Below are 16,576 nucleotides of genomic sequence, written 5' to 3' on the forward strand. Positions count from 1 at the left end.
TTGCATAGAAGGGAGAATAAATATGTCAGGAAATATAAGGTATTATAGTAGAAGAAAAAAATCTAAAAAAAATCAAATCCCTATAGGTATTTCAGTAATAATAGCTATAATAGCCTTTGGGATATATCTTACTACTAAGTCCTCTCATTTAGGATTGTATTGGGTCATAGGTATTAGTTTTGGGTTTATCCTTCAAAGAGCCAGATTTTGCTTTACAGCATCTATGAGGGACCCCTATCTTACAGGTAGCACATCATTAACTAGAGCTGTCCTTATAGCTTTTGCAATAACTTCTATAGCATTTACCGCTATAAAATATGGCGCCCATATTAATGGCTTACCCATACCAGGTCAAGATTATGTGGTACCAATTAGTTTGACAACAGCAATTGGCGCTTTTATATTTGGCATTGGCATGGTTATAGCTGGAGGATGTGCATCAGGTACCCTTATGCGAGTAGGTGAAGGATTTACAATGCAAATACTGTCATTATTCTTCTTTATTGTTGGTTCTTTATGGGGAGCACATGATTTTGGATGGTGGAAACGTAATTTTATAGTTAAAGGAAAATCCATATTCTTACCTGATATATTTGGCTGGTTTGGAGGATTAGCAGTCAATCTTATTATTATAGGTATAATATATATATTAGCAGTTAAATGGGAAAATAAGAAATCTGAGGAAATATAGAATTTTAAAGAATAAAGATATAAAAAGTTCTTTTAGAAATAATATCTAGGGAGGTTTTGCGAATGGATGTTAGGAACAATAAATTCTATAAAAAATGGTTTAAATCTCCATGGACATATGTAACTGGAGCAATATTATTATCTCTATTTCAAATAGTCACCTTTGCCACTACAGGCAATCCATGGGGTGTATCTGGAGCATTGGCTAATTGGGGTGCATGGATATATGAATCATTAGGTGGAAATGTTGATAAGTGGTATTATTTTAGTAGTAGAGAAGCCCAAGCTACAATAAATGCAGGTCTTCTAAACCATGCTCCATCTATTAGAAATTTAGGTATAATATTTGGTGCCCTCTCTGCATCTCTTTTGGCTTCACAGTTTAAAATCAAAAAAATCAAATCTAATAAGCAAGTCATCAGTGCCATAATAGGCGGATTGCTAATGGGATATGGTGCTAGAATAGCCTGTGGGTGTAATATTGGTGCATTATTTAGTGGCATTTCATCCCTATCTCTATCAGGATGGGTCTTTGCAATATTTATGTTCTTTGGTGCCATAGTCGGCAGTAAATTATTGATTAGATACTTTATGTAAAAATACATTACCAGTGATTTTTTATATTTTTATAAATTTATAAAAATATTTTTCATATATTATCAATATTTTATCCATATTTTCTAATAAAATATATTCTTTCCAGTACTACTAATTTAAAGGTATTATAACTATCTTTACATGTGTATTATTTGTTTTTAAAACAAATAATACTATTGAAAAACAAATTAATCATTGTAGAAAGGAGAGAATTATATTGACTGGTAATAACAATTCAAGAAATACTAATAAGCTTGTAGTTCCTGAAGCACGACAAGCATTAAATCAAATGAAAACTGAAATTGCAAATGAATTAGGACTTTCAAATTATGATAACATGGATAAAGGTAATTTGACAGCTAGACAAAATGGTTATGTTGGAGGATACATCACTAAGAGATTGGTAGAACAAGCACAAAGAAATATGAGTAACAATACTCCTCAAAGATAACATTTTAAAAATAGAGATAGGCTTAAAGCCTATCTCTATTTTTTATTCTTCATCTGCTGGTGCAGTAAATGTCCTTTGTGCCAATTCTTTATCTAGCATAAATATTCCGTGATTACTTTCTCCTATTCTTTCAAGTTTTGAGATTATAGCCTTCATGCTGGCTTCTTCTTCTACTTGCTCATCTACAAACCAATTTAACCAACTTATAGTAGCATATTCATCTTCTTCTCTTGCTATTTTCATTAAATCATATATTCTCTTAGTAACAGATTCTTCATGGGCTAATGCTGTATTAAATACATCTAATACAGATTCAAATTCATTTTTTGGTTCTCCCATTGATTGTATAGTTGCCCTTCCATCCATTTCATTTATAAAGTTAAAAAACTTCATAGCATGGAACCTTTCTTCTTCAGCCTGTACTAAAAAGAAGTTTTCAAATCCATCTAAATCCTGATCAGCACAATATGCAGCCATAGCTAAATAATAATGAGCTGATTCAAATTCATAGTTCATTTGGTCATTTAATGCCTTTAATAGTTTTTCTGATAACATGTAAATACCTCCTTAAATTTGCGATGGTTCTATACATATGTTTACTATATACCCATCTTTTTATTCTTTAATAATTATTTTTATCAATATAATTAGACATACCTTTAATCTTTTTTGATTTGTCTTTGTCATTTAATATACCCATTATAGCCAAAAATAATTTTGCCTGTTTTTCTCGTTCTTTAAGCTTAAATCTATGATTTCTAATGGTAGATGTGCTTCCCATACCCACATCATGTACTATTTCTTTATCCGAATAATCTTCATAAAAATATTCAATGAGTTTTCTTTGATGCTCAGTAAGACCTGTGTGTCTTTTATCAAGACTCAACAAATATTTTAGCATAGAATCGTGCTCTTTTTTTATATGTTCCTTTATCATTAGCTTTGCTTCTAAATATCTATCACCACACTTATAAATTTCACCATCTCTATAAGTCTTCTCACAAATGAGACATATGTAAGAACTAGATTCATTATTGTATTTATACCCTCTCTTTAATTCTTCTATAGAGGCATTCCATATTAAATAATTACTGGCCATATCAATCACCTAACATTTTATAAAAATCTACTCCATCAATATTATACCCAATTTTTCATATATATGAAACCCTATTTTATCAGTTATTCTCATATCGTTATCTTTTAAAAATTTAATTAATGACATCTTCATGCCATCACCATATATTCCATCTATGGAACCATGATAATAGCCCTTTTCTTTAAGTGCCCGTTGAACCTCCTGAACATCTTCTCCCCTATGCCCAGGCTTTAATACCCTAAATCCGTGACCAAATGGTCCAAAAGTCCCCTTAAATATAGCTACAGGAGTATTATATTTAACAAGTCCATACAATTCTTCTATATCCTTATTTCTCATTCTTATACAACCGTGGGATGCATTATATCCTATAGAATTAGGCTTGTTTGTACCATGTATACCATATTTCCCCCATGGTACATTTAATTTCATCCATCTAGACCCAAACCCTCCACCCCACTTTGCCTTTTGTATGATTTTAAAGCTCCCCGTCGGCGTAGGGGTAGAAAACTTTCCAGTAGCCACTACATATTTTTTTATTAACTTATCTTCCTTCATATCTATGAGATACAAAAGCTTTTTATCTATATCTATAAGTATACCTAGACTATCATAGTTTGGATGAGTCTTCAACTGTTCCTCTTCCCACATCCCATATTGACGATATACACCCTCTGAATCATACAATATTTTTATCTTATCTCTATTTAAATATTCATTTATACTATTTCCAAAAATAATTACAGTTATAACACATATAAAAGATATCAAAATCAATATAGTCCTTTTCAATAGACTTTCCTCCCATTACCATTATATATTAGATTATACTAATGGTAATGCCTGTCCTATGTTAACTATTTTAACTATATTATTAATTTTTACTCTTTATATAATCCATGGCTTTTAATACATTTAATATTTGCAGAGCCACTCCCAGTGTTAAACAAGATTCATCTATATCAAATTTATGTGTATGTAGATCATTAACTATCCCCTTTTCTTTATTACTTGAGCCCAATGCTATAAATGCACCTGGCACTTCTTCTAAAAAGTAAGCAAAATCTTCTACACCCATATATGGTCTATCTATTACAATTAATCCATCTTCTTTTATTGATAATATATTTTCCCTTACTATATCTACTATAAAATCATGATTTATAAGTGGGGGATAACTAGGTATTATTTCAACTTCTCCACTTGCCCCCATGGATTTAGGTATATTTTCCACTATTTCTTTGACCTTTCTCCTTACCTCTAATCTATTTTCATTATCCAATGTCCTCATTGTTCCTTCCATATGAACATGATCTGCAACAATATTTCCTGCAGTTCCTCCACTGATTTTACCCACAGAAATAACTGCAGCATTTAAAGGGTCAATAGTTCTACTAACTATAGATTGTAAAGATGTAAGTACATAGCCAGCTACCATTACAGCGTCCACTCCAGTATGGGGATATGCCCCATGGGTACTTTTACCATGTATAGATATATTTATCATATCTGACCCTGCATACATTTTTCCATATTTTATTCCCATCTTTCCCACAGGTAAATCTGGCTGCACATGCAAACCAAAGATAACATCTACATTGGGATTCTTTAATGCACCTTCTTCTATCATGGGTTTTGCTCCCCCTATGGTTTCTTCTGCAGGTTGAAATATGAGTTTCACATTTCCTAATAATTCATCTTTTATATTATTTAACACCTTAGCCGCCCCTAATAATATTGCAATATGGGCATCATGTCCACATCCATGCATAACGCCTGGATGTTTTGAACAATATGGTGCATTACTTTCCTCCAATATTGGCAGGGCATCTATATCTGCTCTCAATCCTATGGTAGGTCCTTGTTCCTTTCCATAAATAACAGCTACAATTCCTGTGCCGGCACTCTCTTCATAGGTTATACCCATATCTGTCAAATATTCTTTTATCTTATTGCTAGTATTATGCTCTTTTTCGCTCAATTCAGGATACATATGAAAATAACGTCTTGCTTCTATAATCCACTTTTCAATATTCTTCACTTTGTTACATATCTGCTGGGAATTATACATTATTTATACCTCCACTATATTTTTATGTTATCATTAATATATATCTATTTTGTTAGAAAGGATGTATTCATTTTGGATAAAATTCAATTTTACAGTTTAGATTATATACCAAAAGCTCCATTAATTATAGTTATAATAGTTTCAAGATACAAAAATAAATGGGTATTTGTAAGACATAAAGAAAGGAATACTTGGGAAATTCCTGCAGGACATATAGAAAATAGAGAATCCAGTTATACTGCTGCAAAAAGGGAATTATACGAAGAAACTGGTGCCATAGATTTTAATATATATCCTATTTGTTATTATTCAGTAAACAATGGAAAAACTATTACATATGGTCAATTATTTTACAGCTCTATTGCTACCCTTGGACCCATACCACCCATGGAAATAAAAGAAGTTAAATTAATGGACTATTTGCCAACTAATTTAACCTATCCTTTACAAAAAATTATATTCAAAAATGTACTAAACTATTTAAAAAATAATACTATATAAAATATACTATATTTCCGTCTACAATTTTCCTATTAATATCTCCTTTTTCTTCTAAATACTTTAAATGAGCTATTGCCTCACCTACTGCAAACCACTTTTGCGGAGCAGGAAATTCTTCAAAATTTTCATATGTCATATCCCAATGCATATTGGAAGCCACTTCATACCCTATCATTTCTTTATCTTCCAGTATATCTATCACTTCATCTAGCCTCTGTCTATGATGTCCTTTTAATTCATCTATTCTTTTCCTATGATCTTTAAGTATACTCCTATGTCCTGGCAATACAATATCTATGTCCATATCATATACCATATCTAAACTATTTATATAATTCCCTAAAGGATTGTATTCATCAGACCATAAAGAAATATTAGGAGTTATATCACCCAAAATATGGTCTCCTGAAATCAATATTTTTTTAGATTTTTCATAAAGACACATATGCCCCTTAGTATGCCCTGGTGTATGTAGACATCTAAAGCTATATTCCCCAATATCTATTATATCTCCATCTTCTATATAGCAGAAATCGATTTTTTCACTGGTATTATATTTAAATCCTGGATGTTTAGTAGCTAATATCTCTAACTCATCTTCAGAAAATCCAGTTGTTTGAGCAAATTTCCTATAGTCACTCCACTGAGTATTGCCAGTGCTCAAATTTATTATATTGCCATCATATTTACTACAATATATTTTAGAATTTTCTGTTGCCAATTGTGTTACCAATCCTGAGTGGTCTGCATGAAGATGTGTTATAAAAAAATCTGTATTATTTAAGTCTATTTTTAGTTTATTTAATCCTTCTTCAATGGCATTTTTGCACTCTTTTCTATTAAACCCTGTATCTATTATTAAATTTCTATCAGTTCCTAAAATCACATAAGAATTTAATACTTTTAATGGATTATTAGGCAACGGTACTTCTATTCTATATAAATTTGATAATATTTTTTCCAAAAAACACCCTCCTATAATAAATATTATAATTTTCTAAAATTAAAATATTGTCTTGTATTATACCATATTTTAATATAAGTGTATATTATATGTTATAATTATTTTAAATATGGCAAATAAACCTTTTTCAACAATATTTATAAAAATTTTAGAAAATAAGGGGTGTTATATTATGAAAAAAATTGTCTTAGCAGGTGGCTGTTTTTGGGGTGTTCAAGCATATATGGATAGAATAGAAGGAGTTGTGGAAACAACAGTGGGATATGCCAATGGCGATACTGCAAACCCAACATATGAACAAGTGTGTACTTCAACTACAGGACATGCTGAATCATGTCTCATAAAATATGATGAATCCATATTATCCTTTAAAAAACTATTGAACAAATTCTGGCATATAATTGACCCTACATTGTTAAATAGACAGGCAGCAGATTTTGGAACTCAATATAGAACTGGTATTTTCTATATAGATAAAGAAGATCTTGACACAATAATTGATACAAAAAAAGAACAACAGAAACTATATGACAGACCCATAGTTACAGAAATTGAACATCTAAAGTCATTTTATCCTGCCGAAGAATATCATCAAAAATATTTAGAAAAAAATCCCAATGGCTATTGTCATATAAAGTTATAAAACCAAATAAATGGGCTGATATTATTACATTATTATAGGTATTTGGTAATCTACCAATTTTTATCATGCTGTGATAAAATATTGCTATGGTCTAATAGTAGAAATTTACGGGGGAGGAAGGTATTTTATGTCAAAAAAAATCATTGGTATATTGTTGAAGATTGCTTTACCGATAATCATTCTCTTTTATTTCAAGGTAACAGATCCTATGATATTCATTACAATAGGTATATCTATACTGATTCTAGATCTTGTATTTAATACTCTAAATGAAAAAAATACATATTTGAAAAAATTAGAAAATGATGTCATAGAAGTTACATCAGGTAATCTTTCTAAAAAATTTACTACATCTGAGAAAAATTTAAAAGATATTGTAGAAGGTTTAAACACAATTCTACACAACTATAGAACTTCATTGGCACAGATTACCCATAGCTCTGAAGGAGTAATAAATATATCCACAAAATTAGCCACTGCAACTAATGAAACTAGTAAAGCTGTAGATGAAGTAGCTAAAACAATAGAACATATAGCCAGTGGTGCATCAGAACAAGAAGATATAAGTAGAGATGTATTACAAAAAAGTAACGAATTAATAAATACCTCAAGAAATACTACAGAAAAAACCCTTAAGGCCCAACAGGTTTGTGAAGATACTAAAAATAGTTTTCAAAAAAGTGCGTCTGAATTTGACACACTAATTTCTAGGATGATATCTAGAACTGAAAAAAATCAGATTTTATCTAAGAACACTAAGAAAATTTCTTCCAATGTAGATGAAATGAGAGACATAATAGACATAGTAAAAAATATGGCAGAGCAGACCAATCTATTGGCTTTAAACGCATCTATAGAGGCTGCTCGAGCAGGAGAAGCAGGAAAGGGATTTGCTGTAGTAGCTAATGAAGTTAAAAACTTAGCCCAGGGCTCTGGAGATGCTGCTGAAAAAATAAATACAATGATAGTAAATTTTGAAAAAGAAATTGTTTCACTATTGGAACAATTGGATAGAGGTATAAAGGAAGAGCAGGAAGATTCTCAAAAGGCAAATGCCACAAAAAAAACCTTTAATGAAATGAGCTCTGCTCTAGAAGAAATATCACAAACTATGGATGATACATATAGAGAAATTGAAAAACAACAGGAATCAATAGAAAATATAAATGAACATCTGCAAAAAGTAACCGATATAGCTCAAGGAACTGCATCGGCAACCCAGGAAGTTTCAGCAGCTACTGAAGAACAAACAGCTATACTTGAAGATGTATCCAGTGAAGCATCTTATCTTCAAAATGTAAGTGATGAATTAAAATCTACCATTGAACAACACTCTAAAGTAAAAATAGATAAAGAAATATTTACAACTTTAACTAAAAAGTTGAGAAAATTCATTGAAGAATTGGCTCAAAATCCTGAAGTGAAAAATCTCAATCAAGACAACCACATTAAATTATTTAAACAATTAGTACAAGAAAGACCAGATCTATCAGCTATTTATACATATTCAAAAGATGGTAATAGAATAGGAATAAATATAGACAATATTCCCCCTGTAGACTGTAGTAATAGACCTTGGTTTACAGAAGCCCTAAAGGGTAATACTTATATATCCGATTTATATATAGCTATAGATACTAAAAAGGTATGTCTAACTTTAAGTGCTCCTGTTCATGGAGACAATGGAGAAATCATAGCAGTATTAGGGTTTGACAAAATCATAGAAAGCTAAAATGGGTTGGTTAAATACAACCCATTTTAATATACTATTTATATTTATAATACTCTATTAAGGAGGTTTTTTTATGCTTAAAACCAAGCAATTCTTAGGTACTTTTTTTATATTATTATCAACAATAGCATACGGTATAATGCCCATACTATCAAAGCTTGCCTACAATGAAGGTATGACTTCCTTTAATCTTTTATTTTCACGATTTTTTATAGCTGCCATAATGCTATGGTCTTATATATTGCTGAAAAAACTTCCTTTTAAAGGAAATAAAAATCTCATAATTTATATATTGTTCCTTTCTCTAATAGGATATGTAGGTGCTTCATCCATGCTATATATGGCATATAGTTATATATCTCCATCATTGGCAACTATAATTGTATTTATTCATCCCATATTGATAGCCTTATATGAAGTATTTATATTGAGATTTAAAATTAATAAAATAAAGATTTTCTCCCTTATATTAGCAATATTAGGGTTAACATTGGTGGTATGGCCTCAACAAGGAGTTTATGTAAATACTTTAGGAATTATATTAAGTCTTATTGCTGCCATATTTTATGCCTATTATGCTATAGCTTTAGGAGATAAAAGAACCAGTGCATTACCCACAGTTGTAGTGATGACTTATGTAATAAGTACAGCAGCAATAGCAAACTTCATAATGTGTTTAATAACTGATACTCCACTTATTCCTCCAAATGGAAATGCTTTTTTATATGTCATAATACTATCTATATTTTGTACTGTTTTTTCAGCAATTACTTTTTATGGGGGATTAAAACTCATTGGTCCAGGTACAGCTACAATAATAAGTACCTTTGAGCCAGTGGTGACTTGTATAACTGGTTTTATTGTAATGGGAGAAGTTTTGACTTCTAATATGATTATTGGTGGTACATTAATTTTATTGGTTATACTTGTATTACAAAGGGTATAGATATTAATAAGGTATCAACAAAACTTAACATATTGAATCATTTTTCGATTGTATTTGACAAATATGATTCAATATGTTAAGTTTTTTATTATAACATTTTATTTTTGGTGTTTTGAAAATTATTGTTTATTTATTCACAAAATGTTTCTAAAAGGAGGATTTAAATGAGAAAATTATTTACTTTAATGCTTATATTAGTACTGTCGTTGTCTTTACTGGCTGGTTGTGGTTCTGACGAAACTGAACCAACTGATGCTGGAAATGAAGAACAACAAGAAACCTCGGAAAATCAAGAAACATATGTTGATGGAAATTACAATGTTACTTATAGTCATGTTGATAGTCATGGATGGAGACCTATTCTTGAAGTTATTATCAAGGATGAAAAAATTTCATCAGCTAAAATGGACTATATTAACCCTGAAGGCAATTTGAAATCAGAAGATGAAAACTATGCCAATGCTATGAAAAACAAATCAGATATTACACCATCTGAAGCATTTAATGAAATGAATGAACGATTAGTAGAAAAACAAGATATCGCAAATGTAGACACCGTTACAGGTGCTACTGGTTCCTCTGAGTCCTTTACTAAAATGGTACAAGCTGCATTAGAAAATGCTAAATCAGGTGATACTTCTGAAATAGTTCTTCCTATGAATGACACCTATACTGCAGCTGAAAAAGATTTTGATGACCATGGCTGGAAGGCTTCAGTATCTATAACTTTTGAAGATGGTAATATAACAGAAGTTGAATATAACGAAATAGATAAAGATGGAAACTTAAAGAAAGATGATGAAGAGTATAATAAATCAATGGCTGAGAAATCTGGGATTTCTGCCAAAGATGCTATGGCTCAACTAGAGGCCTCTTTAATAGAAAAACAAGATGTAGAATCCATTGATGCAATAACAGGTGCTACTGGTACTGTCTCTAGATTCAAAACACTTGTAAATGAAGCATTAAACCAAAGGGTACCTTATAATAAATAGTTAGTAGTTTGTATTCCGTATTTTGTAAAAACATTAAACTAAGGCTTGAGGGCTTCACACCCTTAAGCCTTTTTTATTGTTTAATATATGTTATAATATTTCTTAGCTCAATAATTATATAAGGAGGTAAATATGTATCACAAAAAAAATTGTTTATTAATAATCTTATTTGTTTTTATAGTGTTTAATATAGCAGCCTGTAGTAATACATCTGATAACGATGAATTGACAGAAACCCAATCCAAAAATGCCTTTGCATTAGGTACAGAAATAAATATAAAGATTTATGATAATCCTTCTGAAGATATTTTTAAAAAGGCCCTAGAAAGAGTCTACGAAATAGAAAAAAAAATGAGTATAAATATGCCCAAAAGCGAAATTATAAATATAAATCAGAATGCGGGCAAGGAATATATACCTGTTTCAGATGATACTTTTAAGGTAATACAAAGGGGGAAATATTATTCTGAACTGTCATCTGGTCACTTTGATATATCCATAGGTTCATTGGTAAAAATATGGAATATCGGCACAGAAAATGCTGAAGTTCCTGATAAAATAGATATACAAGACAGACTAAATCTAATTGATTACAATAGTATATTATTAGACGAAAAAAATAAATCTGTAATGCTTAAGAATGATGGAATGGTCATAGATTTAGGTGGCATAGCTAAAGGATATGCTGCCGATGAAGTCTCTAAAATCTTAAAAGAAAACGATGTGAATCATGCCATTATAAATCTAGGTGGAAATGTTTTTGCCCTTGGAAATAAAATTGATGGTACTCCTTGGAGAATAGGCATTCAAGATCCCTTTAATCCCCGTGGAAGTTTTATAGGTGTAATAGAAGTTGAAGATAAAGCTATCGTTACATCGGGTATATATGAAAGGTTTTTTGAACAAGATGGAAAGAGATACCATCATATTTTAAGTCCCTTTACTGGCTATCCTGTTGATAATAATCTTGCCAGTGTATCCATAATTTCTGGAAATTCTATGGATGCCGATGCCCTTTCCACCAGTCTATTCTCTTTGGGATTAAAAGATGGACTTGATTTATGTGAGTCTTTGAACAATATTGAAGCCATTTTTATTACTAAAGATAAAGAAGTTTATACTTCTTCAGGTCTTAAAGACAATTTTTCTATTGAAAATAACGAATTCAAACTTATAAAATAAATAAAATAGTTAGTAGTTTAATAAGTAAATCCTTAAGGATTTACAATTAACTACTAACTATTAATTTTCCCATAATTTATTGCATATTTCCCGGGAAAAATGTAGATTAATCTCTTTTAAAGTCCTTATATAACATACTAGGTTGGATATCTTTATTATTTTGATATTTTCCACTACAATATTTATTGTAATCCCCTTCTATAGTATGATAGTATATTTGACAAATTTCCACATTTGGATATATCTTTATAGGTTGTACACAAAATATTTCTAAAGTCCAATATCCACTAAATCCCACATCCCCAAAACCAGCAGTAACATGTATAAATAGACCCAATCTACCTATAGAAGACCTGCCTTCCAACATAGGTACAAATCTCTCAGTCTCGGTATATTCAACTGTTCTACCTAAATATAATTTTCCAGGCTGAAGTATAATACCTTCATTAGGTATCTTAATACGTTTAGCTTTATTTTCTTTTTTCATATCCAATATATCATTTTCATATACTAATAATTCATCGTGGAGCGTGAGATTATAACTATTGGGATTTAATTGTTTCTCATTAAAGGGTTGTATCTTTATATTATCGTTTAAATTTTTTTTGATTTCTTTTCCTGATAAGATCATTGAACGTACTTCCTTTCTATATTTTTTATTGACTTAATTAATATTTATTAGTAGAATATTGTATATAGGTGATGGAGTTCGCCTTTAAATATTGCGATGTGCAATTAATGACTCCTACTTGGGTATAATGTATATCTAAGTAGGAGTTTTTTGCTTTTTTATAACAAATTAGAAAGGATTGATATAATGGCTCTAAGTTTAGGAACAATTATTATTCTAGGTTTATCCTTTAACAAACTATTTAACAAATTACGATTACCAGGACTTTTAGGGATGTTATTTCTTGGTATTATTATTGGTCCCTATGGTCTAAACTTTCTAAGTAAAGACATACTACTTATATCCTCTGATTTACGCACAATAGCATTGATTATTATTCTGTTAAGAGCAGGATTAGGTATAGAAAGAGATTCTTTGAAAAAAGTTGGACCCTCAGCTATAAAGATGAGTTTCATACCTGGATTATTAGAAGGGCTAACTATAACTTTTTTAGCATCTTACCTATTCAAACTCTCTAAAGTGGAAGCTGGAATGCTTGGATTTATAATAGCAGCTGTATCTCCAGCTGTTGTTGTTCCACAGATGTTAAATCTTTTGGATCAAAAATTAGGGACTAAAAAAGGTATCCCCACTTTAATATTAGCCGGTGCATCCATTGATGATGTAGTTGCTATTACAATATTTACAACATTTTTAGGTCTATATGGTGGTAAAAACATAAATGTATTTACTAAAATTTTACAAATACCATTATCTATATTATTAGGACTAATTTTAGGAACTATTGCTGGTATATTAATAGTGTATATGTTTAAAAAATTCCATATAAGAGACACTAAAAAAACCCTTATTTTAATAGCCATTGCCATCTTATTTACAAGTTTAGAAGAATTCTTAAAGAATTTCATACCCATTGCCAGTCTCCTTGGCGTAATGACTATAGGATTTGTAATACTAGAAAGATATCCTATAGTGGCTGATAGGTTGTCCAGTAAATTAAATAAGATATGGGTATTTGCAGAATTACTACTATTTGTATTGGTAGGGGCTCAAGTCAATATACACTTAGCAGCGGATTCAGGATTATTGGGACTCTTTATTATATTTATTGGGCTATTGGCTAGATCAATAGGGGTGTTGATTTCTATTACAGGAACAGACTTCAATTTAAAAGAAAAGCTATTTTGTGTCATAGCATATACCCCAAAGGCCACCGTCCAAGCTGCCATTGGTGCTGTACCTTTAGCTGCTGGAGTCCAATCTGGTGACTTAATATTAGCTATAGCAGTCCTATCAATTATCATAACAGCTCCACTGGGTGCTATGGGGATAAAATTATCAGGACAAAAATGGTTGAAGGCATAATTATAATAATGGAGATAGTATTCTACCTACTGATTCCATAATTTTATTTGTAAATGGTCTCTTTAGGTAGTCCTCTAATACTATTTCTTCACTATCATTAAAATCCATTATAAAATCTTTTTCAAGTCTATTTATTATATCCTCATCATATAAAAATGCATTCACTTCAAAATTTATTAAAAAACTTCTTATATCCATATTGGCAGTCCCAACAGAAGCTATGAGATTATCTACCACCAATACCTTTGAATGAATAAATCCCTTAGTATAACTATATATCTTGACTCCTGCCTTTAACAACTCCTCTATATTTGCCCTTGAACCCCAGTATGCAGTTATATGATCAGCCTTTTCAGGTATTATTATCCTCACATCTATTCCACTTAATGCTGCTGTTTTTAAGGCCATCTTTATAGAATCGTCAGGTACTAAATATGGAGTAGTTATCCATACCTTTTCATTTGCACTGGCTATAACTGAAAAATATGCCTGCATTATAGTATCCCATTTAGTATCTGGACCACTAGGAGATATCTGTATAAGTTGTTCCCCATAATATTCTATTTTAGGAAAGTATCGTACATCCTCTAAATCTTCCTTAGTACAAAAATACCAATCATTCATAAATATTATTTGAAGCTCAAACACTGATTCTCCCATTATCTTCAAATGGGTATCTCTCCAAAATCCTAATTTTTTATCTCTACCTAAATACTCATCTCCAATATTTATTCCACCTATAAATCCTATTTTACCATCTATCACAATTATTTTTCTATGGTTTCTATAATTTAATTCTCTACTTAATCCTGGCAAAAAAACCTTTAAAAACGGTGCCACCTGCACACCTGCTTCCTTTAAATCGTTTATATACTTTCTGCCAATCCTCCAACTGCCAACACTATCATATATCACCCTTACAATGACCCCTTCTTTGGCCTTTCTTATTAATATATCCTTTATCTTATTTCCTATATTATCATTTTTAATAATAAAATATTCTAAATGTATATGGTCTTTAGCTTTATTTAATTCTTCTATGACCTCTTGAAATTTTTGTTTTCCATTTGTAAGTACTTTACATTTATTATTAATAGTAACAGGGGCTTTGGAATTATTTAATATAAGACTGATCATTCTTCGTTTTATCATATCCTTATCACTGGCAAATACTTCATCTTCCTTTACTGCTTGAAGTTGAATCTCTGCTGTATCTTCTAATGTTTTCGCACTAATATTTTCTTTTTTCTTAAATATATTTTTTTTTCTAATATTTTGACCTAAAAATAAATAAAGTATAAATCCCAGTACTGGAACTAAAAATAGTACCAATAACCAAGATATAGTCTTTTCAGGATTATTATTTTCCATAAAAATAACTATAGCTATAAAGACTGTATATAATGTAAATATTACACCTAAAAAATCCCTAATCTTTTTTAATATAACTTTTAGTATATTATCACTATTATCTTTTGCCTTTATCACCTCATCTTTAGAGAAAATATTATCATATGTAATACTATAAGCTATAACACAATTCAATAGAAAAAGTATTATTATCAAACAAATTATTATCCTTTTGTTTTTTAACATAGTCTATTCCTTTCTTCCAACAAAGTTATTTATATATTCTTTATAATTTGTAATACTATTAATACATATTATATAATACCTTCAGACTTAAGTGAATAATAGTTTTTGTGGATTTCTTTGTTTTTATCCACATTATCCACAATTAACAGTGGATAACTTATGTAAACATTCACATTCCCTTATTTCATAAGGTTTTTATCATAGTATTTACATAAATAATTATTTTCCACAGCTATATTAATTAATAATATACAGGTTATTAACACAAAGTTAACACACTATCAACATTAAAAAACATTTAATCCACATATTCATTGAAATACCTTATAGTCCCTATGTATATGGCCCATGCAACTTTGTCTTGATACTCAGAAGAATTTAACAATTCAGCTTCTCTTTCATTAGATAAAAATCCACATTCAATAAGAACTGCTGGTGCATCTGTTTCTCTAATTAGATATATATTGTCTCTAGATTGGGGCTTTCTCTTATTATTTTCATCTAATACATTTACTAATTCCTGTTGTATTATTTTCGCTAAATATTTACTTTTTTCACACCCTTTTTTATAAAAAGTTTGAGCTCCATAGTATTTAGATTGTGGAAAACTATTTAAATGTATACTTATTAATATATGTGGTTCACTTTCATTTATAAGTATCCTCCTATTTCTCAAATCTTCATTCTTTTTTTGATTATATGTCTTAGACTTTTCTGTATCTAATCCTTTGTCCTCTATTCTAGTAATTATAGCTACTCCACCACTTTGTTCAATTAACTTTTTCAATTTCAAACTAATTTCTAGATTTATATCATCTTCCTGATTTCCCTTTCTATCCATTGCTCCAGGATCAAAACCTCCATGACCAGGATCAATAGCTATAATCTTATTGGAAACAGGTAAATATACCCCCGATACCTTTAACCTACTTCTGCGAATACATATGACTGCCCCTATCAGTATCACCAATAAAAATAAAATTAAAACCATATGTCTTTTTTTCATTATAAAAACTTTCACATAATAACCCCCTTGGCTCTTGGCTCTTGGCTCTTGGCTCTTGGCTCTTGGCTCTTGGCTCTTGGCTCTTGGCTCTTGGCTCTTGGCTCTTG

General features: G+C 30.3%; 18 protein-coding genes and 1 riboswitch. Of the genes, 10 read left to right on the forward strand and 8 right to left on the reverse strand.

From position 1 onward, the window contains the following. The first annotated feature begins 22 nt into the window (after positions 1 to 22). From Q326_RS19070 to Q326_RS0108485, 3 genes are all read left to right on the forward strand, one after another. A complete protein-coding gene (locus Q326_RS19070) occupies positions 23 to 691 on the forward strand; it encodes a YeeE/YedE thiosulfate transporter family protein (RefSeq protein ID WP_026894993.1) in 669 nt (222 codons plus the stop codon). A gap of 62 nt (positions 692 to 753) precedes the next feature. After that, positions 754 to 1,287 carry a YeeE/YedE thiosulfate transporter family protein gene (locus Q326_RS19075; RefSeq protein ID WP_026894994.1) on the forward strand — a complete coding sequence of 178 codons (534 nt, stop codon included), beginning with the start codon at positions 754 to 756 and terminating at the stop codon, positions 1,285 to 1,287. A 217-nt stretch (positions 1,288 to 1,504) separates the two neighbouring features. Then, entirely contained in the window at positions 1,505 to 1,738 is a 234-nt protein-coding gene (locus Q326_RS0108485; RefSeq protein WP_026894995.1) for an alpha/beta-type small acid-soluble spore protein, read from the forward strand. 42 nt (positions 1,739 to 1,780) lie between these two features. On the opposite strand, the gene Q326_RS0108490 is transcribed toward Q326_RS0108485, so the two are convergent. The 4 genes from Q326_RS0108490 to Q326_RS0108505 form a co-directional block, all read right to left on the reverse strand. Further along, positions 1,781 to 2,293 (reverse strand): ferritin, encoded by a 513-nt coding sequence (locus tag Q326_RS0108490; RefSeq protein ID WP_026894996.1) that lies wholly within the window; start codon positions 2,291 to 2,293, stop codon positions 1,781 to 1,783. A gap of 67 nt (positions 2,294 to 2,360) precedes the next feature. Beyond that, positions 2,361 to 2,837: a helix-turn-helix transcriptional regulator gene (locus tag Q326_RS17020; protein WP_051531323.1), complete on the reverse strand. Its 477-nt coding sequence runs from the start codon at positions 2,835 to 2,837 to the stop codon at positions 2,361 to 2,363. Between the two features lie 27 nt (positions 2,838 to 2,864). Continuing rightward, the gene (locus tag Q326_RS0108500) at positions 2,865 to 3,629 is read right to left on the reverse strand and encodes a L,D-transpeptidase family protein (RefSeq protein ID WP_026894997.1); all 765 of its coding nucleotides are present in this window, start codon (positions 3,627 to 3,629) and stop codon (positions 2,865 to 2,867) included. A gap of 82 nt (positions 3,630 to 3,711) precedes the next feature. After that, positions 3,712 to 4,908: a M20 metallopeptidase family protein gene (locus tag Q326_RS0108505; protein WP_034601660.1), complete on the reverse strand. Its 1,197-nt coding sequence runs from the start codon at positions 4,906 to 4,908 to the stop codon at positions 3,712 to 3,714. 72 nt (positions 4,909 to 4,980) lie between these two features. Here Q326_RS0108505 and Q326_RS0108510 point away from each other — a divergent pair, with 72 nt between their 5' ends. Beyond that, on the forward strand, positions 4,981 to 5,409 hold the full coding sequence (locus Q326_RS0108510) for an NUDIX hydrolase (RefSeq protein WP_026894999.1): 429 nt from the start codon (positions 4,981 to 4,983) through the stop codon (positions 5,407 to 5,409). Here the strand turns inward: Q326_RS0108510 and Q326_RS0108515 are convergent. After that, positions 5,402 to 6,373, reverse strand: coding sequence for an MBL fold metallo-hydrolase (locus tag Q326_RS0108515; RefSeq protein ID WP_026895000.1), 972 nt, complete (start codon positions 6,371 to 6,373; stop codon positions 5,402 to 5,404). The two genes, Q326_RS0108510 and Q326_RS0108515, sit on opposite strands and share 8 nt — an antisense overlap. A 172-nt stretch (positions 6,374 to 6,545) precedes the next feature. On the opposite strand from Q326_RS0108515, the gene msrA reads away from it, so the two are divergent. The 5 genes from msrA to Q326_RS0108540 all read left to right on the forward strand — a co-directional run bounded on the left by msrA (position 6,546) and on the right by Q326_RS0108540 (position 11,871). Next, positions 6,546 to 7,016, forward strand: a complete 471-nt coding sequence (gene msrA, locus Q326_RS0108520) for a peptide-methionine (S)-S-oxide reductase MsrA (RefSeq protein ID WP_026895001.1) — start codon at positions 6,546 to 6,548, stop codon at positions 7,014 to 7,016. Between the two features lie 127 nt (positions 7,017 to 7,143). Next, positions 7,144 to 8,748, forward strand: coding sequence for a methyl-accepting chemotaxis protein (locus Q326_RS0108525; protein ID WP_026895002.1), 1,605 nt, complete (start codon positions 7,144 to 7,146; stop codon positions 8,746 to 8,748). Positions 8,749 to 8,821: 73 nt separating this feature from the next. Then, positions 8,822 to 9,694 (forward strand): DMT family transporter, encoded by an 873-nt coding sequence (locus Q326_RS0108530; protein ID WP_026895003.1) that lies wholly within the window; start codon positions 8,822 to 8,824, stop codon positions 9,692 to 9,694. Positions 9,695 to 9,858: 164 nt separating this feature from the next. Next, a complete protein-coding gene (locus Q326_RS0108535) occupies positions 9,859 to 10,689 on the forward strand; it encodes an FMN-binding protein (RefSeq protein WP_026895004.1) in 831 nt (276 codons plus the stop codon). A gap of 132 nt (positions 10,690 to 10,821) precedes the next feature. Beyond that, complete coding sequence (locus Q326_RS0108540) at positions 10,822 to 11,871, forward strand: FAD:protein FMN transferase (RefSeq protein ID WP_026895005.1); 1,050 nt, start codon at positions 10,822 to 10,824, stop codon at positions 11,869 to 11,871. A gap of 106 nt (positions 11,872 to 11,977) precedes the next feature. Here Q326_RS0108540 and dcd read toward each other — a convergent pair whose 3' ends face one another. After that, entirely contained in the window at positions 11,978 to 12,502 is a 525-nt protein-coding gene (gene dcd / locus Q326_RS0108545; RefSeq protein WP_026895006.1) for a dCTP deaminase, read from the reverse strand. 58 nt (positions 12,503 to 12,560) lie between these two features. Then, positions 12,561 to 12,626: riboswitch (Fluoride riboswitch) on the forward strand. A 26-nt stretch (positions 12,627 to 12,652) separates the two neighbouring features. On the opposite strand from dcd, the gene Q326_RS0108550 reads away from it, so the two are divergent. After that, entirely contained in the window at positions 12,653 to 13,867 is a 1,215-nt protein-coding gene (locus Q326_RS0108550; protein WP_250160327.1) for a cation:proton antiporter, read from the forward strand. Here the strand turns inward: Q326_RS0108550 and cls are convergent, their stop codons facing one another. Beyond that, entirely contained in the window at positions 13,868 to 15,463 is a 1,596-nt protein-coding gene (cls, locus tag Q326_RS0108555; RefSeq protein ID WP_026895008.1) for a cardiolipin synthase, read from the reverse strand. It abuts the gene before it with no gap. Between the two features lie 298 nt (positions 15,464 to 15,761). Further along, complete coding sequence (gene cwlD / locus Q326_RS0108560) at positions 15,762 to 16,484, reverse strand: N-acetylmuramoyl-L-alanine amidase CwlD (RefSeq protein WP_026895009.1); 723 nt, start codon at positions 16,482 to 16,484, stop codon at positions 15,762 to 15,764. Between the last annotated feature and the right edge of the window lie 92 nt (positions 16,485 to 16,576).

It is taken from the genome of Clostridiisalibacter paucivorans DSM 22131, assembly GCF_000620125.1.
Taxonomy (GTDB): Bacteria; Bacillota; Clostridia; order Tissierellales; family Clostridiisalibacteraceae; genus Clostridiisalibacter; species Clostridiisalibacter paucivorans.

What these genes read in the sequence shown, in the direction of transcription:
- Q326_RS19070 (WP_026894993.1), top strand. Translation starts at nt 23, where the DNA reads ATGTCAGGAAATATAAGGTATTATAGTAGAAGAAAAAAATCTAAAAAA.
- Q326_RS19075 (WP_026894994.1), top strand. Translation starts at nt 754, where the DNA reads ATGGATGTTAGGAACAATAAATTCTATAAAAAATGGTTTAAATCTCCA.
- Q326_RS0108490 (WP_026894996.1), bottom strand. Translation starts at nt 2,293, where the DNA reads ATGTTATCAGAAAAACTATTAAAGGCATTAAATGACCAAATGAACTAT.
- Q326_RS17020 (WP_051531323.1), bottom strand. Translation starts at nt 2,837, where the DNA reads ATGGCCAGTAATTATTTAATATGGAATGCCTCTATAGAAGAATTAAAG.
- Q326_RS0108505 (WP_034601660.1), bottom strand. Translation starts at nt 4,908, where the DNA reads ATGTATAATTCCCAGCAGATATGTAACAAAGTGAAGAATATTGAAAAG.
- msrA (WP_026895001.1), top strand. Translation starts at nt 6,546, where the DNA reads ATGAAAAAAATTGTCTTAGCAGGTGGCTGTTTTTGGGGTGTTCAAGCA.
- Q326_RS0108525 (WP_026895002.1), top strand. Translation starts at nt 7,144, where the DNA reads ATGTCAAAAAAAATCATTGGTATATTGTTGAAGATTGCTTTACCGATA.
- Q326_RS0108530 (WP_026895003.1), top strand. Translation starts at nt 8,822, where the DNA reads ATGCTTAAAACCAAGCAATTCTTAGGTACTTTTTTTATATTATTATCA.
- Q326_RS0108535 (WP_026895004.1), top strand. Translation starts at nt 9,859, where the DNA reads ATGAGAAAATTATTTACTTTAATGCTTATATTAGTACTGTCGTTGTCT.
- Q326_RS0108540 (WP_026895005.1), top strand. Translation starts at nt 10,822, where the DNA reads ATGTATCACAAAAAAAATTGTTTATTAATAATCTTATTTGTTTTTATA.
- dcd (WP_026895006.1), bottom strand. Translation starts at nt 12,502, where the DNA reads ATGATCTTATCAGGAAAAGAAATCAAAAAAAATTTAAACGATAATATA.
- cls (WP_026895008.1), bottom strand. Translation starts at nt 15,463, where the DNA reads ATGTTAAAAAACAAAAGGATAATAATTTGTTTGATAATAATACTTTTT.